Origin of the sequence: Ancylobacter sp. (genome assembly GCF_965249975.1) — a bacterium.
Lineage (GTDB): Bacteria > Pseudomonadota > Alphaproteobacteria > Rhizobiales > Xanthobacteraceae > Ancylobacter.
Genome location: NZ_CBDFNE010000015.1, coordinates 339,744 through 366,269, shown reverse-complemented (window position 1 = coordinate 366,269; position 26,526 = coordinate 339,744). Strand labels below are relative to the sequence as shown.

The window sequence follows — 26,526 nt, the reverse complement described above, 5'->3', positions numbered from 1 at the left end:
TTCGCCTAAAATTCATCATTTCGCTTACGAAATGATGGCCTCCAGAAATGACTCAGGGCGGGCGAGAGACGTGTCGTCCGATTCATCCATCACAAAAGGCAAAACGGCCGCCAGCGCCCGTTTCTGTTGATTTGTGCGGGGGTGCGGGATTTTCTCCCCGGATTATCCACAGGCTTACCCACACCCGCCGCCGCAAGGGCCGATTTCGCCCAAAGATGCCGCCGGCGGCGCGCCAATCGCCCGCTCATGCCGGCAAGCCGAGGGGGCGTCATCGGCCCTCCCTTCAGCTGCCGCGGAGCAGCTCCTCCAGTCGATTCACCTCCGTAACGGGCAGCGAGCAGCTGCCGCCGGCGCAGACGAAGGCGGCGGCTGACCCGCTGGTGTCGCTCGTCACGCTTGTCGCCTTCGCGCGCGCCGGGTGATCGGCGGGCAGGGTGGAGGGGCCGGTCACGCGTTGCACGCTGACATCTGCCAGCGGCAGGCGCCGGGCGGCCTCCGCGAGGGTCTCCGCCTCTGCACCCGCGCCGATGACGACGACCTCGCGCGCCCGCAGCCTCGTGTCGAGCGCGTTCAGCAGGCCGGCATGGCTGTAGAGGTTCGGCGCAGCGCGCGGCAGCAGAGCCGCGAACAGGCGGTCGGCGCGGGCGCGATAGGCGTCGTCCCCGGTCAAGATCGCGAGCCGCACCAGGTTGCGGGCGATCAGCGCCTGCGGGTTGGTCACGGCGTCATCGGCGGTGGCCTCCGGGCGCAGGATCAGCCCTTCCGCGTCGTCGGCGGTGAGGTAATAGCCGCCCGCTTCCGTCGCGTGATGCCGCTCCAGCATCCCTTGCCACTCAACCGCCCGGTCGAGATAGGCGGGCTCGCCCGTCGCTTCGGCCAGCGCCAACGCCGCGCCGATCATCGCGGCGTAGTCGGAAGCGAGACCGGGGAAGACCAGCCGGCCCGCGCGCCAGCTATGACCGAGCCGTCCGTCCTTCACCATCGATTCGGCGATGAAACGGAAGGCGCCGGCGGCCAGCTCCACCCATTCCGGCCGGCCGATGCGCGGGGCGGCGCCGACCAGCGCCGCGATCATCAGCCCGTTCCAGTCGGCCAGAACCTTGTCGTCGCGGCCGGGCGGCACGCGCTTTTCGCGCACGGCCAGCAGCTTGTCGCGCAGCATGGCGAGCCGCACCTCGTCGGCGCCCGAGCGCTCCATCTCCTTCAGCCGGTTGGGAATCGACACGCCTTCCCAGTTGCCGAACGGGGCGATGTCGTAATGGCGGGCGAAAAATTCCGCGTCCTGCGCCCCCAGCGCCTCCAGCACCTGCTTCAGCGTCCAGACATAATAGCGGCCCTCATGGCCCTCGGAATCGGCGTCGAGGCTGGCGGCGAAGGCGCCGCCCTCGGTCAGCATTTCCCGCTGCAGCCAGCCCACCGTCTCAATGGCGCGGGCGCGAAAAAGCTCGGCCCCGGTCTCGGCATAGCCGAGGCCGAGCAGGTCGAGGATCTGCGCATTGTCGTAGAGCATCTTCTCGAAATGCGGCACCAGCCAGCGGTCATCGACGCTGTAGCGGGAATAGCCGCCGCCGATATGGTCGTAGATGCCGCCCTCGCTCATGCCGTCCAGCGCGTGCAGCGCCGCGTCGCGCAGCTTTTGCCGGCCGGTGCGCTCCCAGCCGCGCCACAGCAGTTCGAGGAACGGCGTGTTGGGGAATTTCGGCGAGCCCTGCAGCCCGCCATGCTCGGTGTCCATGATACCGAGAACGCGGCCGGCGATATCGTCGAGCTCATTGGTGCCGATCACCACCTGGCCCGCCGGCCGCGCCTTCTGCCGCAGCCGCTCCAGCAGCGCCACGCGGTTCTGGGCAATGCGCGGATCACTGGCGGCATAGGCGTTCGCCATGGTCTTCAGCACATCGGTGAAGGCGGGCTGGCCATAGCGCGCCTCCTTGGGGAAATAGGTACCGCCCCAGAAGGGTGCGCCCTCGGCATCGAGGAACATGGTCATCGGCCAGCCGCCCTGCACGCCGAGCTGCTGGAGGGCTGCCATGTAGATCTGGTCGACCTCCGGCCGCTCCTCGCGATCGACCTTGATGTTGACGAACAGCTCGTTCATCACCGCCGCCGTCGCCGCGTCCTCGAAGCTCTCATGCGCCATCACATGGCACCAATGGCAGGCGGCATAGCCGATGGAGAGCAGGATCGGCCGGTTGCTGCGCCGCGCCTCGGCGAAGGCCTCCGGCGTCCATTCCCACCAGTCGACGGGGTTGTCCTTGTGCTGGAGCAGATAGGGGCTGGCGGCGGCGGCGAGCTGGTTGGGCAAGATGACGCTCCGGCTTGGGACGGGGTATCGTGGCCGCGGGTCAAGGCGGCCGATTCAACAGATAGGGCGTAGCGGGTGGACGTGCAGAAAAATAGCGCAATCGCGGCCGACGCAAAGGCGACCGGTCCGGGCGGTGGGGCAGGGGGCGGGGCACCGGGCCGGGCGCGGGGCGACACCATCGCGGCGGTCTCTTCCGGCACCGGCGGGGCGGTGGCGGTCATTCGCCTCTCCGGCCCGCAGGCGGGGGCGGCGCTCGAAGCGCTCGCCGGGCGCCTGCCGGAGCCGCGCCGCGCCCAGCTCGCCCGGCTGCGCCATCCCGTCTCCGGCGAGATGCTGGACCAGGGGCTCGTGCTGTGGTTCCCCGGCCCGCGCAGCGCGACCGGCGAGGACATGGCGGAGCTGCAGATCCATGGTGGCCGCGCCGTGGTCGCCGCCGTGCTCGGCGGGGTGCTGGAGGTGCCCGGCCTGCGGCCGGCGGAAGCGGGCGAGTTCACCCGCCGCGCTTTTCTCAATGGGCGGATGGACCTGACCGAAGCCGAAGGCCTCGCCGACCTGATCGCGGCCGAGACGCAGGCGCAGCGCCGGCTGGCCTTCGCCCATGCCTTCGGCCATCTCGGCCAGCAGGTGGAAGCCTGGCGCGGCCGGCTCATCCGCGCCATGGCGCTGGTGGAAGCGGGCATCGACTTCGCCGATGAGGACGACGTGCCGGCCGGAGCGCGGGCGCTGGCAAAGCCGGAAGTGGTGGCGCTTCTGGACGAACTTACCCGTGCGTTGGCGGACCGGCGCGGCGCGCTGGTACGCGAGGGAGCGCTCATCGCCATTGCCGGCCTGCCCAATGCCGGCAAGTCGTCGCTGCTCAACGCGCTCGCCCGGCGCGAGGTCGCCATCGTTTCCGATGAACCGGGCACGACGCGCGACCTGCTGGAAGTCGCGCTCGACCTTGACGGCCACAAGGCCACGCTGGTCGACACCGCCGGCCTGCGCGAGGCGGAAAGCCGGGTGGAGGCGGAAGGCATTCGCCGCGCCCGTGCTCGCATGGCGGAAGCCGACCTCGTTCTCTGGGTACACGATCTCACCGACGGCGCCGCGCCGGCCGAGGCCCCCGTGACGGCCGACGCGCCGCTTTGGCTGCTCGGCAACAAGGTCGACCGGGCGGAGGGCTCCCCCACGCTCGAGGTTGCCTGGGCGCGCCATCAGCTGACGGTTTCCGCCGCGCGGGGCGAGGGGTTGGAAGAACTCACCGGCGCCCTTGGCCGCTTCATCGCTGAGCGGGCGGCGGGGGAGCACCCGGCGCTGCTGCGGGCACGGCACCGCAGCAGTGCCGAAGAGGCACGAACCCACATCGCCCACGCCCTCGCGCAGTGGGATCGTCTCGACGACGAACTCCTCGCCGAAGAGCTGCGCCTCGCCGCGCGGGCGCTGGGCCGGATGACCGGCGCCATCGGCGTCGAGGATCTTCTCGATGTCGTGTTCCGCGAATTCTGCATCGGCAAATAGGCTCCCGTAACGCCCTCGGATTCACGTGAAACACCGGCCGCAGCGGGGCCGATTCGTAAACGAAATGTTTCACGTGAATCAGCTCCGCGCGTTCTCCACCACAAAGGCGCCACCCCCGCGACTTGACGGCGCGGCGAAACGCTGGCTCAAACGGCACTCTCCCTTTGCCGGCCGATCCGTGCGCGTGCTTTCAGCGACGCGCGAAAACGCCGCGAGCCCATGAACCGCGAGCCATGATCCGCGAGCCCATGACCAGCGCTTCCGCATCTCCCGATCTTCACTTCGATGTCGTCATCGTCGGTGGCGGGCATGCCGGCACCGAGGCGGCGGCCGCGGCCGCCCGGCTCGGTGCCCGTACCGCGCTGGTGACGCACAGCCACGCCACGCTCGGCACCATGTCGTGCAACCCGGCGATTGGCGGGCTCGGCAAGGGCCATCTGGTCCGCGAGATCGACGCGCTGGACGGGCTGATGGGCCGTGTCGCCGATCAGGGCGGCATCCAGTTCCGGCTGCTCAACCGGCGCAAGGGACCGGCGGTGCGCGGCCCGCGCGCCCAGGCCGACCGCAAGCTTTACGCGCAGGCGATGCAGCGGGAAATCGATTCGCAGCCGAACCTGTCGGTGGTCGAAGGCGAAGCCGACCGCCTCATCATGCAGGATGGCCGCGTTGCCGGGCTGGTGCTGGCGGATGGCCGCCATGTCGCGGCGGGCGCCGTCGTCATCACGACGGGCACGTTTCTCAACGGACTGATCCACATCGGCGACCGGCAGATCCCGGCGGGCCGCATGGGGGAGGCGCCGGCGCGTGGGCTCTCCTCGTCGCTCGCCGCGCTCGGGCTGCGGCTCGGCCGGCTGAAGACCGGCACGCCGCCGCGTCTCGACGGACGCACCATCGACTGGGCGGGGCTGGAGATGCAGGAGGGCGACACGCCGCCCGAACCGTTCTCGGCGCTCACCACCGCCATCACCAACCCGCAGGTGATGTGTGGCATCACCCGAACCACGCCGGAAACCCATGCGGTGATCCGCGCCAATATCGCGCGCTCGGCCATGTATTCCGGCAATATCCAGAGCGTCGGCCCACGCTACTGCCCGTCGATCGAGGACAAGATCGTCCGCTTCGGCGAGCGCGACGGCCACCAGATTTTTCTGGAGCCGGAGGGGCTGGACGACCCCACCGTCTATCCCAACGGCATTTCCACCTCGCTGCCGGAAGAGGTGCAGCGCGCGCTGCTGGCAACCATTCCGGGGCTGGAACGGGTCGAGGTGCTGCGGCCCGGCTATGCCATCGAATACGACCATGTCGACCCGCGCGAGCTGGAGCCGACGCTGGAGGTGCGCCAGGCGCGCGGCCTTTTCCTTGCCGGCCAGATCAACGGCACGACGGGCTATGAGGAAGCGGCCGCACAAGGGCTGGTCGCCGGGCTCAATGCCGCCCGCCGCGCCGGTGGCCAGGACGGCGCGACTTTCGATCGGGCGGAAGCCTATATCGGCGTGATGATCGACGATCTCGTCACGCGCGGTGTGTCGGAGCCGTACCGCATGTTCACCTCGCGGGCGGAGTACCGTCTCTCGCTGCGCGCGGACAATGCCGATCAGCGGCTCACGGCCAAGGGCGAGGCGCTCGGGCTCGTCGGCGACGCCCGCCGCCACCACTTCGCCGGGCGCCGGGAGGCGCTGGCGCGGGTGACGGCCTGGGCACATTCGGTCTCCATCACCCCGGGGGAGGGGGACCGGCACGGCCTCACCCTTAATCGCGACGGCCAGCGGCGCACGGCGTTCGACCTTCTCTCCTACCCGCAGGTCGACTGGGCCGATATCTGCCGCATCTGGCCGGAGGCACAGGCGGAAGAGGCGCGCATTGGCGAGCAGGTCGAGGTCGATGCCAAATACGCCGTCTATCTCCATCGGCAGGAGGCCGATATCGCCGCCTTCCGCCGCGAGGAAGCGGCCGAACTGGCGGAGATGGACTATCGCGGGTTGGCGGGACTCTCCAATGAGCTCAAGGCCAAGCTGGAATCGATTCGGCCCCGTACCATTGGTCAGGCGGGTCGCATCGATGGCATGACCCCCGCCGCGCTCGCACTGCTCGCCGCCCATGCAAAGCGGGCCTCCTGAACCGGCGCGACCCCCGGTCTTTCGCTGATCCCCGGCCGCCGATGCGGTATGCTGCGCCATGTCCCAGAACGATTCGTCCGACCGCGCCCATGCAATGAGCCTCACGCCTGTTTCACGTGAAACAGAACAGCGGCTCGACATCATCGTCGCCCTTCTCCAGAAATGGCAGCGCACCATCAATCTCGTCGCGCCGGCCACGCTCCCCGTGGTGTGGACGCGGCATGTAGCGGATTCGCTGCAGCTGCTCCCACTGGCCGGAACGGCCACACGCTGGGTCGATCTCGGCTCCGGCGGCGGCTTTCCCGGCCTCGTCGTCGCGGCGGCGCTGGCGGAGCGGCCGGACGCGGATGTGACGCTGGTGGAGAGCGATAGCCGCAAGGCCGCCTTTTTGCGCGAGGCGGCGCGGCTGGCGGACCTTCCCGTCACGGTGGTCCCGTCGCGCATCGAGCAGGTCGCCGGCGCGCTGGCGCCGGGCGTCGAGGTCGTTTCGGCCCGCGCGCTTGCGCCATTGCCGCGCCTGCTCCAGCTGGTGGCGCCGTTCCTTGCACAGGGGGCGACGGGCCTGTTCCTGAAGGGACAAGATGTTGATAACGAATTGACCGAGTCAGCTAAATCTTGGAGAATCAACAGTGAAATCTCGCCCAGCCTGACCGGTGGCGGCGGGCATGTCCTGATCGTCCGCAGCGCGGTTCCCTTGAGGGCCGACGCGGCCGGAGAGGTCGGTTTTTTGCAGGGTGGACATCATGACTGAGGCTTCGCTCGCTCCCGCCGCGCCCCGGGCAGTTCCCCGCGTGCTCGCCCTCGCCAACCAGAAGGGCGGCGTCGGCAAGACCACGACGGCGATCAATCTCGGTACCGCCCTCGCGGCCATTGGCGAGACGGTGCTGATCATCGATCTCGACCCGCAGGGCAATGCCTCCACCGGGCTCGGCATCGAGCGCAGCCGTCGGCGCGTCTCCACCTATGATGTACTGACCGGCGAGATCGAGCTGCGCGACGCGGTGCTGGAAACCGCAGTGCCGCGTCTGCACATCGCGCCCTCGACGCTGGACCTCTCCGGCATTGAACTGGAACTGGCCAGCCAGCGCGACCGCGCCTTCCGCCTGCGCGACGCCATTCGGCGGCTGAACGGGACAGCCGATTCGGACCCGGAACGAACGGATCCCGAATACACCTATGTGCTGATCGACTGCCCGCCGTCGCTCAACCTGATCACGGTCAACGCCATGGCGGCGTCCAACGCGATTCTGGTGCCGCTGCAATGCGAGTTCTTCGCGCTGGAAGGTCTGTCGCAGCTGCTGAAGACCGTCGAGCAGGTGCGCACCACGCTCAATCCCGGCCTGTCCATTCATGGCATCGTGCTGACCATGTTCGACGCGCGCAACAATCTCTCCACCCAGGTGGTGGACGATGTGCGCCAGTTCATGGGCGCCAAGGTCTATGAGACCATCATCCCGCGCAATGTGCGGGTGTCGGAAGCGCCGTCCTATGGCAAGCCGGTCCTGCTCTACGATCTCAAATGCGTGGGGTCGCAGGCCTATCTTCGTCTCGCTTCCGAAATAATTCAGCGCGAGCGCAGCCTGCGCGTCGCGGCGGCCTGAGGGAGGGAGCGATGGCGATGGCGGAAGACGGCGGCCGCTCGCGGCTCGGGCGCGGCCTGGCGGCGCTGATCGGCGATATGGGCGAGGATGGCGGCGCGGCCAATGAGCGGGCCCGTGTCCCCGGCGGGGCGCGCAAGGTGCCGCTGGCCTTTCTGCGCGCCAATCCACGCAACCCGCGCCGCAGCTTTGCCGAGGCGGACCTTGAGGATCTCGCCGCTTCCATCCGCGAGCGCGGCATCATCCAGCCCATCGTCGTGCGCCAGGTCGCCGGCGAGCGCGACGCCTATGAGATCGTCGCCGGCGAACGTCGCTGGCGGGCGTCGCAGCGGGCCGGCATTCATGAGGTGCCGATCGTCGTCGTCGAGGTCAATGACCGCGAGGCGCTGGAAATCGCCATCATCGAGAACGTCCAGCGCGCCGATCTCAACCCGCTGGAAGAGGCGGCGGGCTACCAGTCGCTCGCCGACCAGTTCGGCTATTCGCAGAACGATCTCGCCCGCGTCATCGGCAAGAGCCGCAGCCATGTCGCCAATACGATGCGGCTGCTGCGCCTGCCGGAACCGGTGAAGGCCTATCTCGCCGATGGCCGCCTCTCCGCCGGCCATGCGCGGGCGCTGTTGACGCAGGACGATCCCGAAGCGCTGGCGCGGGCGATTGTCGAGCAGGGCATGAATGTGCGCGCCATCGAGGCGCTGGCGCAGGAGCTCAACGTCGCCAAGGCGGAAGCGGCCGGCAAGCCGCCGAAGAAGCCGAAGCACCCGGCGCTCGACGCCGACACCGCCGCCCTGCAGCGCCGGCTGTCCGACGAGCTCGGACTCGCGGTGACGCTGAAGCATGATGGCGAGGCGGGCGAGATCCGCATCCGCTATTCCTCGCTCGATCAGCTCGACGAGGTCTGCCGCCGGCTCGCCGGCGTCTAAGCCGGGCGCGCCGTCTCAGCCGCGCCGGGCCTGCGCCGCCACCTGCAGCAGCGCCCGCTCGGCGATGGCCGGCCCGAGCGCGGCATTGCGGCGGGCGGCGAGCAACGCATCGTCCAGCGCGAACAGCGCCGTCTCCAGCCGGGTGACGGTCCAGCTGCGCAGAGCCTTCTCGACGAAGGGCTTGCGGCGGAAATGGATCGCCGGCCGCGCGCCTTCCACCGCCCGCTCGACGCTGCCGCCGGCCTCAATGGCGAGACGCATCTGGTGCAGCGCCTGCGCGGTGCGGCACACCGCCCCCAGCACGATATCCGCCCGCATGCCCTCGCCGGTGGCCTTGGCGAAGGCGCTCGCCATGTCGGCGGGCTGGCCGGCAAAGGTGGCGTCGGCGATTTCGTCGAGCGCGAGACTGGACGCGTCGCCGACAATGGCGCGCACATGGGCGCTGGTGATGCGCGGTTCGCCGGCGGCGTAAAGCAGCAGCTTGGCGATCTCGCCGCGCGAGGCCATGCGGTCGCCGCCGAGCAGCGCCATCAGTTCGCCGCGCGCGTCGCGGTCGAGCTGGGTGCCGGCCTCGGCCATCATGGTGTCGATAAGCCGGCTAAGGTCGCGTTCGCTATCGGCATAGCAGGCGATGGCCAGCGCATGCGGCGAGGCTTCGCACACCGCCCGCAAGCCTTGGCCGCGCTTGAGATCGCCGGCCTCGATGACGACGATCGCCTGTTCGGGCGGCTGGGCCAGCAGCGCTTCAACCGCGGGCACCACATTGCGCGAGCCGACGCGCAGCGAGACCACGCGGCGGCCGCCGAACAGCGCCACCGTACCGGCCTCGTCGACCAGCCGTCCGGGATCGCCGGAAATCTCGTCGCCGTCGAGCCGGATCAGGCCGAAAGGATCGTCGGAACCCGCGCTGGCGCGGGCGAGATAGGCCTTGGCGCGCTCGCGCACCAGGCCGCTATCCGGGCCGAACAGCAGCAGCACAGGGCGCAGCGGGTCGAGGCGGCTCAGCGTCGCCTCGACATCGCCCGGCCGTACGGCGACCATGCCTCAGCTCTTCGGCGCGGCGGTCGCGGGCGCCGGGGCGGGCGCTTCGGTCAGCGGCGCGGTCGTCACAGGGGCGGTAGCGCCCGGGGCGGCGGTCTTCGGACCGCCGGTGACGAAATAGGAGGCGAGCTGGCTCTTGATCGTTTCGGCGGCGACGGTGGCCGAGCGGTTTTCGGCGTCGCGAATGGCGCGGGCGCGGGCGAAACGCTGATAGCCGCTATCGAGCGAGGCCTTGCCGATGGCTTTGCCGGTGCGCAGCGGCGTCTTGAGGTTGCCGGCGTCGAACAGCTTCCACGAGACGTCCACCGAGACGATCTCCACTTCCGGCAGGCCGGTGAGCGGGCTGACGACGGAGGCCTGGTTGGTCTTGCTCGCCACGTCGAGGAACAGCTTGTAGGGGACGCCCGTCGGATTGCCGGCGCCGCCGGTCAGGGCGAAGATCAGGTCGTTGCGCACCTCGTCGGCGACGCGGCCCTGCGCGAACACCACTTCCACCTGGCTGAAGCTGTCCTGCAGGGACGAGCCCTGGCCGGGCGTGGTCTCGGCATACATGGGCTGGAAACAGCCCGCCGTGGAAAGGGCGAGCAGTCCCGCCCCGGCGAGACCGAGCAGGCGGCGGCGTGAGGGCATCGTGTTCCTCCGGTCAGGCGACGACATTCACAATCCTTTGCGGCACGACGATGATACGCTTCGGGGCGCGTCCGTCGAGGGCCTGCGCGATCAGGTCGAGGGCGAGCACCGCCTTCTCCACTTCGGCGGGGCTGGCCGCCTTCGGCACCACGATCTCGCCGCGCCGCTTGCCATTGATCTGAATCGGCAGCGTAACGGTGTCGTCCACCAGCAGCGCTTCATCCACCTCGGGCCAGTGCGCCTGCGCCATCAGCCCGGCGCCGTTCAGCACCTGCCCGCATTCCTCGGCGAGATGCGGCACCATCGGCGCCACAACGGAAAGAAGGAAGCCTGCGGCCTCACGCAGGGCGAAGGCGAGGTCGGGCGCCAGCGCGCCGGCCTCCGCCGTCTTGCGCGCGCCCGCCAGCGCCTCGCCGAACACATTGGCGAAGCCGTGCACGCGCGCCACCGCCACGTTGAAGCGCAGCCGCTCGATATCCTCGGCCACCTGCGCCGCCAGCTTGTGCGAGGCGCGGCGCAGCGCCAGCGATTCGGTACCGAAATCATCCGGCCGCGCCACCGCGCCGGGCACCAGGGCGGCGGTGTCGCCGACGAGGCGCCACACGCGCTGCACGAAGCGCCAGGCGCCCTCGATGCCCTTGTCCGTCCATTCGCTGTCGCGCTCGGGCGGGGTGTCGGAGAGCATGAACCAGCGGGCGCTGTCGACGCCATAGGTGTCGGCCACCACTTCCGGCGGCACGACATTCTTCTTCGACTTCGACATCTTCTCCGGCGCGCCGACCGTCACCTTCTCGCCGGTGCCAACCTTCACCGGCTGGCCGGCGGCGTCGCGTTCCACCTCTTCGGGGAACAGCCAGCGGCCTTCCGCGTCCTTATAGGTCTCGTGGACGATCATGCCCTGCGTGAACAAGCCGGCGAAGGGCTCGGCCACGGAGACGCGGCCGAGCTTCTTCAGCGTGCGGATGAAGAAGCGGGAATAGAGCAGGTGCAGGATCGCGTGCTCGATGCCGCCAATATACTGGTCCACCGGCAGCCACTGGTCGGCGGCGCCCTTCTGCAGCGGCGCGGTGCCGGGCTCGGCGGCGAAGCGGGCGAAGTACCACGAGGAATCGACGAACGTGTCCATCGTGTCGGTTTCGCGCCGGGCCGGCGCGCCGCACTGCGGGCAGTTCACATGCTTCCAGCTCGGGTGGCGGTCCAGCGGGTTGCCGGGCTGGTCGAAGGACACGTCCTCCGGCAGCTTCACGGGAAGCTGGTCGTCCGGCACCGGCACCGGGCCGCAGGAATCGCAATGGATGATCGGGATCGGGCAGCCCCAATAGCGCTGGCGCGAAATGCCCCAGTCGCGCAGGCGGTAATTCACCGCCCGCTCGCCGACGGGCGCGTTGCCGAGAATCTCGTTCTCCAGCCGCAGCGCCACCTTCTCCTTGGCCGCCGGCACGGTGAGGCCGTCGAGGAAGCCGGAATTGAACAGCACGCCCTCGCCCTCATAGGGCGCCTCCGCCACCGAGAAACCGGCGGGGTCGACATCGGGCGGCAGCACGACCGGGGTGATCGGCAGGGCGTATTTGCGGGCGAAGTCATGGTCGCGCTGGTCATGCGCCGGGCAGCCGAAAATGGCGCCGGTGCCGTATTCCATCAGCACGAAATTGGCGACATAGACCGGCAGATCCGGCCCGCCCAAGGGGTGGCGCACCTTCAGCCCGGTGTCGAAGCCCATCTTTTCCTGGGTCTCGATCTCGGCGGTGGAGGTGCCGCCGCGCCGGCATTCCTCGACGAAGCTCGCCAGCGCCGGGTTGCCGGCGGCCAGGGTCTCGGTCACGGGGTGGCCGGGGGAAAGGGCAAGGAAAGCGGCGCCGAACAGCGTGTCCGGCCGGGTGGTGTAGACCTTGATTTCGCTCGGCAGGCTTTCGGGCCGCCCCGCCGGCGCGTCGGCCAGCGCGAAGCGCACATGCAGCCCTTCCGAGCGGCCGATCCAGTTGCGCTGCATCAGCCGCACCTTGTCGGGCCAGCGCTCCAGCGTGTCGAGCCCGGCGAGCAGTTCCTCGGAGGCGTCGGAAATGCGGAAGAACCACTGCGCCAGCTTGCGCCGTTCCACCAGCGCGCCGGAACGCCAGCCGCGCCCGTCGATCACCTGCTCATTGGCGAGCACGGTGTTGTCGACCGGGTCCCAGTTCACCTCGCTCTCGCGGCGGTAGACGAAGCCGCCTTTGAGGAAATCGAGGAAGATGCGCTGCTGCTCGCCATAATAGGAGGGATCGCAGGTGGCGATCTCGCGCGACCAGTCGAGCGACAGGCCGAGCAGCTTCAGCTGCTCGCGCATGGTGGCGATGTTCTCGTAGGTCCACTTGCCCGGATGCGTCTTGCGCTCGATGGCGGCGTTCTCCGCCGGCAGGCCGAACGCGTCCCAGCCCATGGGGTGGAGCACGTTGAAGCCCTTCATCCGCTTGAAGCGCGCCACCACGTCGCCCATCACATAGTTGCGGCCATGGCCGATATGGATGCGCCCCGAGGGGTAGGGGAACATTTCGAGCACATAGTATTTGGGACGCGGATCGTCGTTGCGGGTGCGGTAGATTCCGCGTTCGTCCCAGATCTTCTGCCAGCGGGGCTCGGCCTCGCGGGCGTTGTAGCGCTCGGTGCTCATGGACAGGCTTCTTGGATAGGCGGACGTCGACTAAGGAGCCGCAAGGGTTCAGGTAATGGCGCCGGACTAGGCACCAAGTCGCGTTCCCGGTCAACCTTTCGCTGCGCTGCGGCGTTTTCCGCGAGGCCCGCGTTTGCGCGCGGGCGCGATTGGCGTATCTGGTCGGGGTCCGAAGCAGGAGAGCGCCATGGAACCCATCCGCGACGAGACCGCTGCCGCGAACGCGATCACCGCCCGGCTGGACGAGGTGCGCGCCCGCATCGCCCAGGCCTGCGTGGATGCGGGGCGCGATCCCGCCTCGGTTCAGCTGATCGCGGTGTCGAAGACCTTCGGCGCGGAAGACATCGCCCCCGTCATCGCCGCCGGCCAGCGCCGCTTCGGCGAGAACCGGGTGCAGGAGACGGCGGGCAAATGGCCGGCCCTGCGCGCGGCCCATCCCGATCTCGAACTCCATCTGATCGGCCCGCTGCAGACCAACAAGGTGCGCGAGGCGCTCGGCCTCTTCGACGTGATCCAGACGCTGGACCGCCCCTCGCTCGCCGCCGCCCTCGCCAAGGAACTGCGCCGCGAGGGCGCCCCGCCGGCCCCGCGCCTGCTGGTGCAGGTCAATACCGGCGAGGAGCCGCAAAAGGCCGGCGTCGCCCCGCACGAGGTCGATGCCTTTCTCGCCGACTGTCGCGACGCGCACGGGCTGGCGATCGAGGGGCTGATGTGCATTCCCCCGGCCGACGAGCCGGCGGCGCCGCATTTCGCCCTGCTGGCGAAGATCGCCGCGCGCCATGGGCTCAAGACCCTCTCCATGGGCATGAGCGGCGATTACGAGACCGCGATCACGCTCGGCGCCACCCATGTGCGGGTCGGCAGCGCCATTTTCGGCCACCGCTAGAAGCTGGTGGCAGGGGCAGGGCGAAGGCGCACCAGCGCCCGCCCCAGCGCGATGCCCGGCGTCTCCACATAGGTGAAGCTCAGCCAGGCCAACGGCAGCGTGAGCCCGCAGACGGCGAGGATGAAGCCGTAGCCCTCGGCATAGGGGTGGACCAGCACCATGACGATCGGGTGCAGCAGATAGACCGAGAAGCTGATCCGGCCGAGGAAAAGCAGCGCCCGCGCCAGCCACCCCTGCGGCGTCGCCACCCCGGACAGGGCGGCGAAGAACAGCAGCGAGGCCAGCAGCCACGGCACCAGCGCGTGGTGCAGCCGGATCGATGGGTGGGTGAAATAGCCGAACGCCACGCCGTTCGCGATCAGCATCAGCAGCACGAAGGCCACCGCCGCGCCCACCACGTCCCGGCGGGAAATCTCGCCTTCGGCATGGCGATAGACCTGCATGCCGACCACGGCCGCGTACAGCATGCCGATCCGGCCGAAGGGCAGGCGCACCCCGGAGAGCAGCGAGAACACGACCAGCGCGGCGAGGCCGAGCGGAAAGGCCAGCGCCAGGAGCCGCAGCCCGCGCCGGCCGAGCGTGAAGACGCAGAGCCCGAACAGCCCGTACCAGGCGAATTCGATCGGCAGCGTCCAGGTGACGCCAAGCAGGCCGGGCACGCCGACGACATCCTGCAGCAGCAGCAGGTTCATCAGCCAGACATAGGTGGAATCGGAGATTCCGGGCAGCGCCGGGATGGCGCCGAGAGCCATCAGCCCGCCGAGCAGGGCGAAGGCGAACAAGGTGAGCGGATAGATGCGCAGCAGCCGCCGCAGCGCGAAATCCTGCCAGCGCGGCGCGCCGCGCAGCGAGAGCGGAATGACGAAGCCGCTGATGAGGAAGAACAGCACCACGCCGAACACGCCGGGCGCGGCTTCCAGCAGCGGCCACAGCTCCGCCCGGCCGGAGGATTCCGCCACATGCTGCAGCACCACGGCGCTGGCCGCGAGGCCGCGCAGCATGTCGACCACGCCGATGCGCCGCTGGTGCCGGCCGGCCGCCGTCGTCTCGCGCTCCGCGCCTACCATGTGCCGCCCTAATCGTGCCACGCACCCTTCGCGCCAGTGTGGCGGTCCCGGCTGCCCGGCGCCACGCCGAAACGCGGGGAAGGACGAGTTTCCACCGCGTGAGGTCCCGGCCCGCGCCCTCACGCCCGCGCCTCACCCCTGTGCGGCGGCGGCCCGGTCCTCCCCGGCCAGCGCGAGAAAGGCCTGCGCCGCCTTGGTGGTGTAGCGCTCGCGGTGGCGCAGCGAGAGAAAGGGGCGCGCGGGCAGGGGGTAGTCGATCAGCGCCATGGTGCCGGCGCGGAGGGCGCCTTCCACCACCCGGCGCGAGATCACCGTCACCCCGCTGCCGGCTTCCACCGCCGCCCGCACCGCCTCGTTCGAGGGATAGTCGAGCACGACGCGCAGGCTGGCGGGCGCGATCCCCGCCGCGTCGAGATAGGCTTCCAGCATGGCGCGGGTGCCCGATCCCGGCTCGCGCAGCACCCAGGGGCCGTCGATGAGCTCGGCCGGCGCGCGCGGCGGGCGCCAGTGCCAGGGATGCGTCACCGGCGCCACCAGCACCATTTCGTCCTGCGCCACCGCGGCGGTGGCCAGCACCGGGGTCTCGATGCCGCCCTCGATGAAGCCGAGATCGGCGGCCCCTTCCTGCACCAGGGCGGCGACGAAATCGGTGTTGCCGATGGAAAGGCTGACGCAAACGCCGGGATAGCGGCGGCGATAGGCCTCGATCAGCGGTGGCAGCCAGTAATTGGCCACCGTCTGGCTGCCCGCCAGCGCCAGCGTGCCATGCACCAGCCCGGCGAGGTCGGCCAGCACCTTCTCGGCGGCGCTGGCGCGGGCCAGCACGGCGCGCGCCTCCGGCAGGAACAGCCGCCCGGCTTCGGTGAGCACGATGCCGCGCCCCACCCGGTCGAACAGCTTGGTGGCGTGGCGCGCTTCCAGCGCCGCGATGGCCGCGCTGGTGGCGGAAGGGGTGAGGTGGATGTCCCGCGCGGCCTGCGTGATGTGCTCACGCTCCGCCACGGCGACGAAGATGCGCAGCTGTTCCAGGGTCATCCACCGTCCTCGGCCTCGCTCAGGCGGTCATCTTTACCAGAGCGAGGCTGAACAGGGCGATGAAGACGAAGGCGGCGAGGCCGAGCAGGAAGGGGCGCACGCCCTTGGCGCGCAGCTTGGCGATGTCGGTCTCCAGCCCCATGGCCGCCAGCGCCATGGAGAGCATGAAGGTGGTGGCGAGCACCAGCGCCGCCTTCATCTCGGCCGGCATCGTCACCACGCTGTTGAGCGCCACCATGGCCAGAAAGCCGAGCACGAACCACGGCATGGGCGGACGGGCGCGGCCGGCATCCTCGCCGCGGCTGCGGGCCTGGCGCGCCGCCATCAGCCCGAGGGCGATCACCATCGGCGCCAGCAGCATCACCCGCGACAGCTTGGCGATGGTGCCGAATTCGCCCGCCGCCGGCCCACCCTGATAGGCGGCGGCCACCACCTGGGCGATCTCGTGGATCGAGGCGCCGGCCCACAGCCCATAGGCGTGCGGGGACAGGCCGAGCACCACGGGGAGCAGGGGGTAGAGGAACATCGCCACCGAGCCGAACACGGTGACGCAGGCCACCGCATAGGCGACATCCTCGTCATGGGCGCGCGTCACCGTGTTGGTGGCGATCACCGCCGAGGCGCCGCAGATCGAGGTGCCGGCGGCGATCAGCTGGGCGAGGCCACGCTCCACCCCCATCAGCCGGCCGAGCCAGGTGGTGAACAGGAAGGTGGAAACGAGCGTGAGGGCGATCACCGCGAGGCCGGTGGCACCCACTTCCGCCACCTGCGCGGCGGTGAGCTGCAGCCCCAGCAGCACGATGGCCGCCCGCAGGATGCGCCGCATGGCGAAGGTGACGCCGGGCTTGGCCCGTGCCGGCGTGCCGATGAGATTATGAAAGCCGATGCCGATCATGATGGCGAGGATCATCGGGCTCAGCACCCCGACCATGGGCAGCTGGCGCAGCGCGAAGCCGAGGCCGGCAATGCCCGCCGTCAGCGCGAGGCCGGGCAGCAGCGCGGCGGGCGCGATCTTCGCGGTCGGGTGCTTCGCGGCATGGACCTTGGCGGCATAGACCTTGGCGGCGCGGAGCTCGGTGGTGCGGGTGTCCTCGGCCATCTCGACATGTGCGACCATGATGCGTCTCCCCTTGCGGCACCACCTTCGTCGCAGGAGATGATCGTTCGATCCAACGCATTATATCGCACAAATCATCCGATATAATCGGATGATTACAGGCGTCGCCGCTGTTACCCCGTGGGCGACGAAGACCAGGCGTGGCACTCACCATTGGCGGCAAGGGACATCTGGGGCGCAGCCGATGTCCAGCGGGGCGCAGTCCATGCTCGGCGCTGCCCCGCGACGTGCCTCTCCCCATTGGGGAGAGGTGGCCCGCGAAGCGGGTCGGTGAGGGGGTACGCCGGGGCGGAAGGGCAAGTACCCCTCTCCCCAACCCTCTCCCCCACGGGGAGAGGGAGCGGACGCCGCTTGTCATAAGGGCGTTGGGGTATTGAACCGCCCCCCTTGTCCCAACGCCCGCAGCATTAGCGGAAGGCGATCAGGAGCCCAGCGCAGCACTCTTCGGCACTTTACCGAACGGGGGTGGTGTCGAAGCGCGCTCCCGGCCTTGGCTGGGGAAGGGACCCGTATCGAGCGAAGGGGAAGCGGCGCCGGCTCATCCTCTCAACCCAACGCCCCCTCATGGCCGGGCTTGACCCGGCCACCCACAAATTTCCCGCGCACCAGCGCAAACACGGCATCGCGGCTCACGCCCGGGGATGAGGGCGCGCGGGGGCGCGGAACGAATGACGCAAAGGGGGAAAGGGGGAAAGGGGTGCGGCCGGGCTCTCAAAGCCGGGGCGGAGGAATGGTGCCGCTTGTCAGACTCGAACTGACGACCTCCGCATTACGAATGCGATGCTCTACCAACTGAGCTAAAGCGGCACGCGCGGCTCTGATAGCGGCGAAGCGCGGCTTTTTCAAGCGTCACGGCGGCAATGGGGACGCGATGCGCGCGCGATCAAGGCGCAGGGCTGGAAAACCGGGGCTGCCGGCGCCCAGCCTGCGCTGCGCCCGAAAGCGCTCCCGCGCTCAGCCCCAAGGGCCGCGCCGGCCGTCGTCGCCGCGCCGGCCCCAGGGATTGCCGGCCGGACGGCCCGCCGCTCGCGAAGCCCCGCCCCTCGCCCACGGCCCGCCCTGCGGCGCTGCGGAACTGTAGCCGCCGCCCGAATCCATCTGCTGCGCCAGCGCCTGCAGCGCGGCGATGCGGTTCTCGGTGGCGGGGTGGGTGGAGAACAGATTGTCCATCCGCTCGCCCGACAGCGGGTTGATGATGAACATATGCGCGGTGGCCGGGTTGTGTTCGGCCGGCATGTTCGGCACCGCATGCGCGGCATTGGAAATCTTCGCCAGCGCCGAGGCGAGCCACATGGGCTGGCCGCAGATCTCAGCCCCGAGCTTGTCCGCCTCATATTCGCGCGAACGCGACACCGCCATCTGCACCACCATGGCGGCGAGCGGGGCGAGGATGACCATCGCGATGGTGCCGAGTATGCCGAAGCCGTTGTTGTTGTTGCGGTTGCCGCCGAAGAACATGGCGAAATTCGCCAGCATGGAAATGGCGCCCGCCAGCGTGGCGGTGATGGTCATGGTCAGCGTGTCGTAATTCTTCACATGCGCCAGCTCATGCGCCATCACCCCGGCCACCTCCTCGCGCGACAGCGAATGGAGCAGGCCTGTCGTGGCGGCCACCGCCGCGTTTTGCGGGTTGCGGCCGGTGGCGAAGGCGTTGGGCTGGGGATTGTCCATGAGGTAGACGCGCGGCATGGGCAGCTGCGCGCGCGCCGCCAGCTCCTCCACCATGCCGTAGAATTCCGGCGCGCTGGCCCGGTCGACCTCGCGGGCGCCGTACATGGACAGCACCATGCGGTCGGAATTCCAGTAGCTGAACACATTCATGCCGGCGGCAACCAGCAGCGCGATCATCATGCCGCCCTGGCCGCCGATCATGAAGCCGACGCCCATGAACAGCGCGGTCATGCCCGCGAGCAGGATGGCCGTACGGAAATAATTCATCGTTCCCTCATACGCCGCAGGTTGCGGCATGTCGGTGGGGAAATGGGAGCGCCCGGCAGGCCGCGCAAGATTGGCAGCCCAGCGCCGGCGCGTCGCGCGCTCGTGAGCGGATCGCTCTTGACGCCGGCGCGCGGCGAGTGGTTCCAATGGCGCATGAGCCAGAGCGATCCCACCGCACCGATCGGTCCCACACTCCACCTCACCGCACTCACCGGTCAGGCCACCGAGAGCGTTGCGCCGGCCCCGCGCCGTCCGCTCACCCCCGCCGCCGCGCGGGCGCTGGCCGAGGCCGAAGCCCGCCGCGCCGCGTCCGCCGCGCCGGTGGTCGGGCCCAGGGAAATCGACGGCCGCGACGGCCCCGAGCCTGTGCGCTACGGCGATTGGGAAGTGAAGGGAATCGCTACGGATTTCTAGGGGTTAGCTGGGCTCAATCCTCGCTGCCGCCCGAAGGCCGGTCGCGGCGCAGCGACTTGATGCCGGAGCGCTTCGCCTTGCCTTCCAGCCGGCGGATCTTCGAGCCGAGGGTCGGGCGGGTCGGCCGGCGGGTGATCGGCACCACCGCCGCCTCGCGCACCAGCTCCACCAGCCGCGCCAGCGCATCCGCCCGATTCTGCTCCTGCGTGCGGTAGCGCTGCGCCACCAGAACCAGCACGCCCTCCTTGGTCAGGCGCCGCCCGGCCAGCAGCTCCAGCCGCTCTTTCACGTGGTCCGCCAAGGTCTTGGAGCCGCGCACGTCGAAGCGCAGCTGCACGGCGCTCGACACTTTATTGACGTTCTGCCCGCCCGGCCCGGAGGCGCGGATGAAGGTTTCCTCGACCTCGTCCTCGTCGAGCCAGACCCGGGGGGCGACCGGAATCATGGCCGCGGCACGTCCTCGATCGCCTCCAGCCGCTCGCGCACGCGTTCGAGATCGGCAAGGGTGGCGGAGACGCGCTCGCTCAGCCGGCGGGTGAGTTCCCGCGCGGCATCGGGATAGCTTTCCAGCGTGCGCAGGAACATGTTGCGGGGAATGCGCAGCACCTCCGCCGGTTCCAGCGCCGTGGCAGTGGCGGGGCGGCGTGTTTCGGTGAGGAGCGCCATCTCGCCGATCAGCGCGCCTTCGCCGGCGCGGATGCTCTGGCCCGGGCGCATCGCCAGCTGCGGATCCTCCGGCGCCACCCGCAGGCTGCCTTGCTGCACCACATAGGCGCAATCGGCCGGCTCACCCTCGTGAAACAGCGTCTGCCCGCGCGCCAGCGTGAAATGGTCCACGCTGATCGCGATGACGCGCAGCGCCTCCCGCCCCATCAATGCGAGCGTCGGCACACGTTCCAGAAAGGCGATGTCGTCCTCGATGGACATTCGGCGGGCGAAACTCCAAGGCCGGACGAATCAATCGGCCAGTCAGGGCAGCAATTTGTAGCCGCCAGCCTCGGTGGCAAGCAGGCTGGGGTGGGAGGGGTCTTTCTCGATCTTCTGGCGCAGGCGATATATATGCGTCTCAAGCGTATGGGTCGTCACGCCTGAATTATAGCCCCACACTTCCTGCAGAAGTATTTCGCGCGCCACCGGCTTTTTTCCAGCCCGGTAGAGATAGCGCAGAATGGCCGTTTCCTTCTCGGTGAGACGGATCTTGGAATTGCGCTCGGTCACCAACATCTTGGCGCCGGGGCGGAACGTGTAGGGCCCGATGGTGAAGACCGCGTCCTCGCTCGCCTCATGCGAGCGCATCTGCGCGCGGATGCGGGCGAGCAGCACGGCGAATCGGAACGGCTTGGCGACATAGTCATTGGCGCCGGCTTCCAGCCCCATGATGGTGTCGCTGTCCGTGTCGTGGCCGGTCAGCATGATGACGGGCGCCTTGAAGCCGTTCTGGCGCATCACCCGCACCGCCTCGCGCCCGTCCTTGTCCGGCAGGCCGACATCCATCAGCACCAGATCGACGCGTGTCGATTCGACTTCGCTGATCGCGGCATTGGCACTGTCGACGGAGACCACCTCGAATTCGTCATAGAGCGAGAGCTGTTCGACCAGCGCCTCGCGCAGATCCTTGTCGTCGTCGACCACCAAAACTCGCAGAGCGTTCGCCATATCGCTTTCCCGAATAATCGCGTTCCCGAGAGAGGCCGCTCGTCGAAGCCCTTGTCCCAGGTGCCTCGTGCGTCCACTCTCACGCGAGGTTGGAGTGAAATGCCGTATGCCCCGAGTAGGCAGGCGAAGCGCATTCGGCAAGCGTCGAGGACTCGTGGGACGAAGGTGCTGCCGGTTCGTGACGTGATCGTGAACGGAAATGGCGTGAAGAAGAAGACCCTTCGCACAGAATCACACGGAAAATCCCACAGCCTTTCCCGCCTGCGTGTCGCCGCGCGACCCGGCGGTCCGCTCAATGGGCGCCAGCGTGGCTGGCTGCTTGTCGATGGCCGGCCTGTTCCCGTCGCGCTGGGCCGGTCGGGAATCCGCGCCGACAAGCGAGAAGGTGACGGCGCGACGCCAAAGGGCATCTGGCACGCGCGAGAGGTGCGCTATCGCGCCGATCATGGCCCCCGCCCAGTCACGCGCCTTCCGGTGTTTCGCATCAAGCCTGACGATGGCTGGTGCGACGCGCCGCGCCATGGCCGTTACAACCGGCCGGTCAAGCGGCCGTTTCCCGCCTCGCATGAAGAGATGTGGCGGGCGGACGGGCTGTATGATCTCGTGGTCGTGCTCGACCATAACAGCCGCCCCCGCCGCGCCCATCGCGGCTCGGCGGTGTTTCTCCATATCGCGCGCGGTGCCTTCGAGCCCACGGCGGGCTGCGTCGCCTTTCGTCCGGGCGATCTGCGCCGCCTGATCGCCCGGCTCGGGCCGCGTACGGCAATCGAGATCGTCTGACGACAAAGGCCGCGACGGGAGTACCCCCTCGCGGCCTCGATCATCAGAGACGGTCAAACGCTAGCGATAGACATACCAGCAGCGGCGCACCGGGCGGCCCCAGCGGTCGCGACGCACCGCGCACACCCGGCGGCGGCGACGGCGGCGGCGCCAGCCGGGAGGCGGCGGGCCGGGCGGGCCCCATTGGGTCGACTCGATCGGCGTGCCGTCCGGCGCGTGCGCGACCGCGTCCAGGCTCTCTTCCGCATCGGGGGCGATGTCCCGCAACTGGTTCAGCAACGCCGCTTCGGCCGACGATGTCAACAGCGCGCCGGCGGCGCTGCCCGCGCCAAGCACGCCGGCCAGGCCGAGCAAAAAACCTCGTCTGTCCATATCCTTCTCCACTCTCCATGCCCTAGGGCTGCCGACCCCCAACAACGCGGCACGCGGAGAATGGTTCGCCGGTCGCGGCCGGCACGGCGGGGCGGGATGGGCCTCATCGTCGCGCAACGGTGCGGCCTTGCCGCCGGCCGGGCCGCGCGCGATAGTCGAGCGAGCGAATCGCGAGGTCGGACATGAACGTCTTCGGCACCAAATTCCTGGGGTGCAAATTCCTGGGGTGCAAATTCCTGGGGTGCAAATTCCTGGGGTGGACGATCCGGGCGACACTGGCGCTTGCCGTCGCCCTGCCGCTGCTGGCGGTGAGCCCGCCGGCCCGTGCCGGCAATTCGACCGGCGCGCTGATCGGCGGGCTTGTCGCCGGCGCGCTGGTCGGCTCGGCCGTCACCGCGGCGGTGAACCAGCCCAAGACCTATTATTACGCCCCGCCGCCGCCGCCCCCGCCAGCCTATTATCCGCCCCCGCCGCCGCGTCCGGTCTATGGCCCGGGCTATTGCGGCGCGCCGCCCTACCCGCCGTGCCGCACGCCGGTCTACTGAGACGCTTCGCTCCGCTCCTTCCGGTCACGCATCAGGGCACTCCCATGCTGAAGACGGCCGCTACCGCGCTCTGCCTGCTCCTTGGTCTCGCCGCCGCGCAGGCGCAGGAGACGCAGGCGCTGGATTCCTCCGGCGCCTCCACCGGGCCCTCCGCCGCTGTGCCGCCGCCGGCCCCGGCAGGGGAAACGCTCCCGGCGCCGATCGCCTGCACGTTCGAGAAGGTGTTCGTCTGCACCGCAGCGGGCTGCAATCCCTCGCCGGAGCTGGGCACGATCGATCTGCCGGCGCATTTCCTCATCCATTTCGGCGAGCAGATCATCGCCAGCGTGTCGGACGACAAGGTGCCGCATATCAGCTCGATCCAGAGTGTCATCGGCGATGGCGACACGCTGATTCTCGACGGCAATGACAATATGGCCGCCTGGGCGATCCAGCTGTCGCTCGCCAAGCCCGAGGCGACCCTGACCACGCTCGCCGGCGGCAAGGTGCTGACCTCCTTCGGCACCTGCGCCCCCGCCCAGTGATACGCGCCGATCCTGCGCGGCCATGAAAGCCGGCTGTTGACCGCAGCCGGCTTTTCTCTTGGCGGCGCGCGTCGTTTCGTTATAGACAGCGCTCCGCGCGGGCGTGGCGGAATCGGTAGACGCGGCGGACTCAAAATCCGTTTCTGGTGACAGAGTGTCGGTTCGAGTCCGACCGCCCGCACCAGTTCTTTCAGCATCATCACTCCCGGCCCCGCCGTCCCGCCCCAGCGGGGCGATGACGGCGTCGCGCCGGCTCAGCTGAGATAGCCCTGGTCCAGCAGATAGGCGAAGATGCGCTCGGCGGCGGCCTCGGCGGCCAGTGCCCCGCTCTCGATGGTGATCTCGGCGGCGAGCGGTGGCTCATAGGGGCTGTCGATGCCGGTGAAGTTGCGGATCTGTCCGGCCCGCGCCCGCTTGTACAGCCCCTTCACATCGCGCGCTTCCGCCACGTCCAGCGGCGTGTCGACGAAGATTTCGACGAATTCGCCGGCGTCCAGCAGCTCGCGCGCCATCTGCCGCTCGGCGCGGAAGGGCGAGATGAAGGAGACGAGCACGATCAGCCCGGCATCCACCATCAGCCGCGACACTTCCGCGACCCGGCGGATGTTCTCCACCCGGTCGGCATCGGTGAAGCCGAGATCCTTGTTCAGCCCGTGGCGGACATTGTCGCCATCGAGCAGATAGGTGTGCTTGCCGAGCGCGTTGAGGCGCTTCTCGACCAGATTGGTGATGGTCGACTTGCCGGCGCCCGAGAGGCCGGTGAACCACAGCACCGCCGGCTTCTGCAGCTTCAGCCCGGAGCGGCTGGCCTTGGACACGTCCAGCGCCTGCCAGTGCACATTGGTCGCCCGCCGCAGGCTGAAATCGACCATGCCGGCGCCGACCGTCTGGTTGGTCATGCGGTCGATGACGATGAAGGCGCCGGTCTGGGGGATTTCGGCGAAGGGGTCGAGCGCGATCGGCTCATGGGTGGCGATGTTGACCACCGCGACATCGTTCAGCACCAGCGTCTTGGCGGCCAGCTTCTGGAAGCTGTTCACGTCGATGCGGTGCTTGATCTCGGTCACCGACATGACGACGTTGCGCGTGCCGATCTTCATGACATAGGGGCGGCCGGGCAGCAGCGCGTCCTCATGCATCCAGATCAGATGGGCGGCGAACTGGTCGGAGACCTCCGGCCGCGCCGTCGCCGCCGCGATCACGTCGCCGCGCGAGGCGTCGATTTCGTCTTCCAGAGTCAGCGTCACCGCCTGGCCGGCGCCGGCTTCGGGCAGTTCTCCGTCGGCGGTGACGATGGCGGCGACGCGCGAGGTCGCACCCGAGCCGGCGACCGCTACCGCCTCGCCCACCCGCACCGTGCCTGACGCGATTGTGCCGGAGAAGCCGCGGAAGTTCAGGTTCGGCCGGTTGACCCACTGCACCGGCAGACGGAACGGGCGCGTATGGGCGCCGTCCTCCACCTCCAGCGTGTCAAGATGGTCGAGCAGCGAGGGGCCGTCATACCAGGACGTGTTGGCGCTGCAGGCGATGACATTGTCGCCATGGCGGGCGGAGATCGGGATCGGCACCAGCGTGCGGAAGCCGAACTGTGCCGCGAAGGCGCGGTATTCCGCGACGATCTGGTCGAAGACCGCCTGGGAATAGTCCATCAGGTCGATCTTGTTGACCGCCAGCACCACATCCTTCAGCCCTAGCAGCGAGACGATGAAGGAATGCCGCCGTGTCTGGGTGAGGATGCCCTTGCGCGCATCGACGAGGATCACCGCCACGTCGGAATTGGAGGCGCCGGTCGCCATGTTGCGGGTGTACTGCTCGTGGCCCGGCGTGTCGGCGACGATGAATTTGCGCTTCTCGGTGGCGAAGAAGCGATAGGCGACATCGATGGTGATGCCCTGTTCGCGCTCGGCCGCCAGCCCGTCGACCAGCAGCGCGAAATCGAGATCCTCGCCGGCGGTGCCATGCTTGCGCGAATCCGAGGCGAGCGTCTCCAGCTGGTCCTCGAACAGCAGCTTGGTGTCGTAGAGCAGCCGGCCGATCAGGGTGGACTTGCCGTCATCCACGCTGCCGCAGGTGAGAAAGCGCAGCAGGCCCTTGTCTTCATGGCGGGCGAGATAGTCGGCGGCGCCGAGGGAGGTGATCGCCTCATTCATCAGAAATAGCCCTCGCGCTTCTTCTTCTCCATCGAGGCGGCCTCGTCATGGTCGATCAGCCGGCCGGCGCGCTCGGAGGTTCGGGCGAGCAGCATCTCGCCGACAATGGCCTCCAGCGTGTCGGCATCGCTTTCGATGGCTGCGGTGAGCGGGTAGCAGCCGAGCGTGCGGAAGCGCACCCGCTTCATTTGCGGCACCTCGCCCGGCGCCAGCGGCAGGCGCTCGTCATCGACCATGATGAGTTGGCCGCCGCGTTCCACCACCGGCCGTTCAGCGGCGAAATAGAGCGGAACGATGGGGATGTTCTCGGCGAGGATGTATTGCCAGATGTCGAGTTCGGTCCAGTTGGACAGCGGGAAGACGCGGATCGATTCCCCCGGCCGCACGCGGGCATTGTAGAGGTTCCAGAGTTCCGGGCGCTGGCTCTTGGGGTCCCAGCCATGGCTGGCGGTGCGGAAGGAGAACACCCGCTCCTTGGCGCGGCTCTTCTCCTCGTCACGGCGCGCACCGCCAAAAGCGGCGTCGAAGCCGTGCAACGTCAGCGCCTCCTTCAGCGCTTCGGTCTTCATCACATGGGTATAGAACGAGGACCCGTGGTCGAACGGGTTGATGCCGCGCGCCACCCCGTCCTGGTTGGTATGGACCAGCAGCTTGAAGCCGAGGCGCTTGGCCATGGCGTCGCGGAAGGCGATCATCTCGCGGAACTTCCACGTCGTGTCGATATGCATCAGCGGGAAGGGCGGGGGCGAGGGATAGAACGCCTTGGCCGCGAGATGCAGCATCACGGCCGAATCCTTGCCGATGGAATAGAGCATCACGGGGTTGGCGAACTCGGCCGCCACCTCCCGCATGATGAAGATGGATTCCGCTTCCAGACGCCTGAGGTGCGTCATCCGTTCCGACGACATCGAATCCGCCTCTCTCTCCTGATCGCCGCCGCTTGTCAGCGCGCGGGTGCGGACGTCCGCGCCACGGGACGGGCAAAGCGAGCTCGCCGCGCCCGGGGAGCGTGGCCGGACCGTCTTCGCCGACGGCACCGAGCCGTCGTCGGGCAGGTGCCAGCATCAACCTCACGCGAGGCGTTCTTAGAGACGCCGGGGAGGGAGGTCAATATCTCACAGCAGTCAGTCGGTTTCCGTAGATATATACTACGAGACAATGTGTTTAAGTGCGTGCCCCAGCGCCGGGTCGGACTCGATCTGCCCTCACCGCCGCGAACACGCCGCTCCACCTTAGATGATCTCTAAACTATTGATATTGATAGACTATTTATTTTCACGTAAG

General features: G+C 68.8%; 24 protein-coding genes and 2 tRNA genes. 11 read left to right on the top strand and 15 right to left on the bottom strand.

Translation table 11 applies throughout. From position 1 onward, the window contains the following. Positions 1–283: 283 nt before the first annotated feature. A complete protein-coding gene (locus ACP2AH_RS12460; protein ID WP_425106081.1) occupies positions 284–2,305 on the bottom strand; it encodes a thioredoxin domain-containing protein in 2,022 nt (673 codons plus the stop codon). 75 nt (positions 2,306–2,380) lie between these two features. On the opposite strand from ACP2AH_RS12460, the gene mnmE reads away from it, so the two are divergent. From mnmE to ACP2AH_RS12435, 5 genes are all read left to right on the top strand, one after another. Next, positions 2,381–3,802 (top strand): tRNA uridine-5-carboxymethylaminomethyl(34) synthesis GTPase MnmE, encoded by a 1,422-nt coding sequence (gene mnmE, locus ACP2AH_RS12455; protein ID WP_425106080.1) that lies wholly within the window; start codon positions 2,381–2,383, stop codon positions 3,800–3,802. A 248-nt stretch (positions 3,803–4,050) separates the two neighbouring features. Next, the gene (gene mnmG / locus ACP2AH_RS12450; RefSeq protein ID WP_425106079.1) at positions 4,051–5,919 is read left to right on the top strand and encodes a tRNA uridine-5-carboxymethylaminomethyl(34) synthesis enzyme MnmG; all 1,869 of its coding nucleotides are present in this window, start codon (positions 4,051–4,053) and stop codon (positions 5,917–5,919) included. Between the two features lie 58 nt (positions 5,920–5,977). Continuing rightward, on the top strand, positions 5,978–6,670 hold the full coding sequence (rsmG, locus tag ACP2AH_RS12445) for a 16S rRNA (guanine(527)-N(7))-methyltransferase RsmG (RefSeq protein WP_425106078.1): 693 nt from the start codon (positions 5,978–5,980) through the stop codon (positions 6,668–6,670). Further along, complete coding sequence (locus ACP2AH_RS12440; protein WP_244449947.1) at positions 6,663–7,520, top strand: ParA family protein; 858 nt, start codon at positions 6,663–6,665, stop codon at positions 7,518–7,520. The genes rsmG and ACP2AH_RS12440 overlap by 8 nt, the downstream gene beginning before the upstream one ends. Positions 7,521–7,531: 11 nt before the next feature. Beyond that, positions 7,532–8,440: a ParB/RepB/Spo0J family partition protein gene (locus tag ACP2AH_RS12435; RefSeq protein WP_425106077.1), complete on the top strand. Its 909-nt coding sequence runs from the start codon at positions 7,532–7,534 to the stop codon at positions 8,438–8,440. Positions 8,441–8,455: 15 nt separating this feature from the next. Here the strand turns inward: ACP2AH_RS12435 and holA are convergent, their stop codons facing one another. Genes holA through leuS form a run of 3 tightly spaced genes read right to left on the bottom strand, consistent with a single transcriptional unit; the run spans position 8,456 to position 12,758 of the window. Next, positions 8,456–9,481, bottom strand: a complete 1,026-nt coding sequence (gene holA / locus ACP2AH_RS12430; protein WP_425106076.1) for a DNA polymerase III subunit delta — start codon at positions 9,479–9,481, stop codon at positions 8,456–8,458. A gap of 3 nt (positions 9,482–9,484) precedes the next feature. After that, on the bottom strand, positions 9,485–10,111 hold the full coding sequence (locus tag ACP2AH_RS12425) for a hypothetical protein (RefSeq protein ID WP_425106075.1): 627 nt from the start codon (positions 10,109–10,111) through the stop codon (positions 9,485–9,487). A gap of 13 nt (positions 10,112–10,124) precedes the next feature. Continuing rightward, positions 10,125–12,758 (bottom strand): leucine--tRNA ligase, encoded by a 2,634-nt coding sequence (leuS, locus tag ACP2AH_RS12420; RefSeq protein ID WP_425106074.1) that lies wholly within the window; start codon positions 12,756–12,758, stop codon positions 10,125–10,127. A 187-nt stretch (positions 12,759–12,945) separates the two neighbouring features. Between leuS and ACP2AH_RS12415 the strand changes: the two genes are divergently transcribed. Then, positions 12,946–13,644 carry a YggS family pyridoxal phosphate-dependent enzyme gene (locus ACP2AH_RS12415; RefSeq protein ID WP_425106073.1) on the top strand — a complete coding sequence of 233 codons (699 nt, stop codon included), beginning with the start codon at positions 12,946–12,948 and terminating at the stop codon, positions 13,642–13,644. Here the strand turns inward: ACP2AH_RS12415 and ACP2AH_RS12410 are convergent. The 5 genes from ACP2AH_RS12410 to htpX form a co-directional block, all read right to left on the bottom strand. Beyond that, a complete protein-coding gene (locus tag ACP2AH_RS12410; RefSeq protein WP_425106072.1) occupies positions 13,641–14,711 on the bottom strand; it encodes an acyltransferase family protein in 1,071 nt (356 codons plus the stop codon). The genes ACP2AH_RS12415 and ACP2AH_RS12410 overlap by 4 nt on opposite strands. Positions 14,712–14,843: 132 nt before the next feature. After that, on the bottom strand, positions 14,844–15,746 hold the full coding sequence (locus tag ACP2AH_RS12405) for a LysR family transcriptional regulator (RefSeq protein ID WP_425106071.1): 903 nt from the start codon (positions 15,744–15,746) through the stop codon (positions 14,844–14,846). Between the two features lie 19 nt (positions 15,747–15,765). Beyond that, positions 15,766–16,863 carry a YeiH family protein gene (locus ACP2AH_RS12400; protein WP_425106070.1) on the bottom strand — a complete coding sequence of 366 codons (1,098 nt, stop codon included), beginning with the start codon at positions 16,861–16,863 and terminating at the stop codon, positions 15,766–15,768. A 731-nt stretch (positions 16,864–17,594) separates the two neighbouring features. Next, a tRNA-Thr gene (locus tag ACP2AH_RS12395) sits at positions 17,595–17,670 on the bottom strand. Between the two features lie 147 nt (positions 17,671–17,817). Beyond that, the gene (gene htpX / locus ACP2AH_RS12390; RefSeq protein ID WP_425106069.1) at positions 17,818–18,801 is read right to left on the bottom strand and encodes a zinc metalloprotease HtpX; all 984 of its coding nucleotides are present in this window, start codon (positions 18,799–18,801) and stop codon (positions 17,818–17,820) included. A gap of 279 nt (positions 18,802–19,080) precedes the next feature. Here htpX and ACP2AH_RS12385 point away from each other — a divergent pair, with 279 nt between their 5' ends. Further along, a complete protein-coding gene (locus ACP2AH_RS12385; protein WP_425106167.1) occupies positions 19,081–19,215 on the top strand; it encodes a DUF1674 domain-containing protein in 135 nt (44 codons plus the stop codon). Between the two features lie 13 nt (positions 19,216–19,228). Here ACP2AH_RS12385 and arfB read toward each other — a convergent pair whose 3' ends face one another. The 3 genes from arfB to ACP2AH_RS12370 are packed head-to-tail and all read right to left on the bottom strand — an operon-like array spanning position 19,229 to position 20,871. Continuing rightward, positions 19,229–19,660: an alternative ribosome rescue aminoacyl-tRNA hydrolase ArfB gene (arfB, locus tag ACP2AH_RS12380; RefSeq protein ID WP_425106068.1), complete on the bottom strand. Its 432-nt coding sequence runs from the start codon at positions 19,658–19,660 to the stop codon at positions 19,229–19,231. Then, a complete protein-coding gene (locus tag ACP2AH_RS12375) occupies positions 19,657–20,142 on the bottom strand; it encodes a Crp/Fnr family transcriptional regulator (RefSeq protein ID WP_425106067.1) in 486 nt (161 codons plus the stop codon). The genes arfB and ACP2AH_RS12375 overlap by 4 nt, the downstream gene beginning before the upstream one ends. 42 nt (positions 20,143–20,184) lie before the next feature. Continuing rightward, a complete protein-coding gene (locus tag ACP2AH_RS12370) occupies positions 20,185–20,871 on the bottom strand; it encodes a response regulator transcription factor (RefSeq protein WP_371348273.1) in 687 nt (228 codons plus the stop codon). A gap of 99 nt (positions 20,872–20,970) precedes the next feature. Between ACP2AH_RS12370 and ACP2AH_RS12365 the strand changes: the two genes are divergently transcribed. Then, positions 20,971–21,651: a L,D-transpeptidase family protein gene (locus ACP2AH_RS12365; protein WP_425106166.1), complete on the top strand. Its 681-nt coding sequence runs from the start codon at positions 20,971–20,973 to the stop codon at positions 21,649–21,651. Positions 21,652–21,711: 60 nt separating this feature from the next. On the opposite strand, the gene ACP2AH_RS12360 is transcribed toward ACP2AH_RS12365, so the two are convergent. Continuing rightward, positions 21,712–22,035 carry a hypothetical protein gene (locus ACP2AH_RS12360; protein ID WP_425106066.1) on the bottom strand — a complete coding sequence of 108 codons (324 nt, stop codon included), beginning with the start codon at positions 22,033–22,035 and terminating at the stop codon, positions 21,712–21,714. A gap of 170 nt (positions 22,036–22,205) precedes the next feature. On the opposite strand from ACP2AH_RS12360, the gene ACP2AH_RS12355 reads away from it, so the two are divergent. The 3 genes from ACP2AH_RS12355 (at position 22,206) to ACP2AH_RS12345 (ending at position 23,276) form a co-directional block, all read left to right on the top strand. Next, positions 22,206–22,568, top strand: a complete 363-nt coding sequence (locus ACP2AH_RS12355) for a hypothetical protein (protein WP_425106065.1) — start codon at positions 22,206–22,208, stop codon at positions 22,566–22,568. 44 nt (positions 22,569–22,612) lie between these two features. Continuing rightward, complete coding sequence (locus ACP2AH_RS12350; protein ID WP_421699020.1) at positions 22,613–23,092, top strand: hypothetical protein; 480 nt, start codon at positions 22,613–22,615, stop codon at positions 23,090–23,092. A gap of 97 nt (positions 23,093–23,189) precedes the next feature. Continuing rightward, positions 23,190–23,276: transfer RNA gene (locus ACP2AH_RS12345), tRNA-Leu, on the top strand. A gap of 70 nt (positions 23,277–23,346) precedes the next feature. Here ACP2AH_RS12345 and cysN read toward each other — a convergent pair. Then, positions 23,347–25,242, bottom strand: coding sequence for a sulfate adenylyltransferase subunit CysN (gene cysN / locus ACP2AH_RS12340; protein ID WP_425106064.1), 1,896 nt, complete (start codon positions 25,240–25,242; stop codon positions 23,347–23,349). Continuing rightward, positions 25,242–26,150 carry a sulfate adenylyltransferase subunit CysD gene (gene cysD, locus ACP2AH_RS12335; protein ID WP_425106063.1) on the bottom strand — a complete coding sequence of 303 codons (909 nt, stop codon included), beginning with the start codon at positions 26,148–26,150 and terminating at the stop codon, positions 25,242–25,244. Before cysD ends, cysN begins: the two co-directional genes overlap by 1 nt. Positions 26,151–26,526 lie beyond the last annotated feature (376 nt).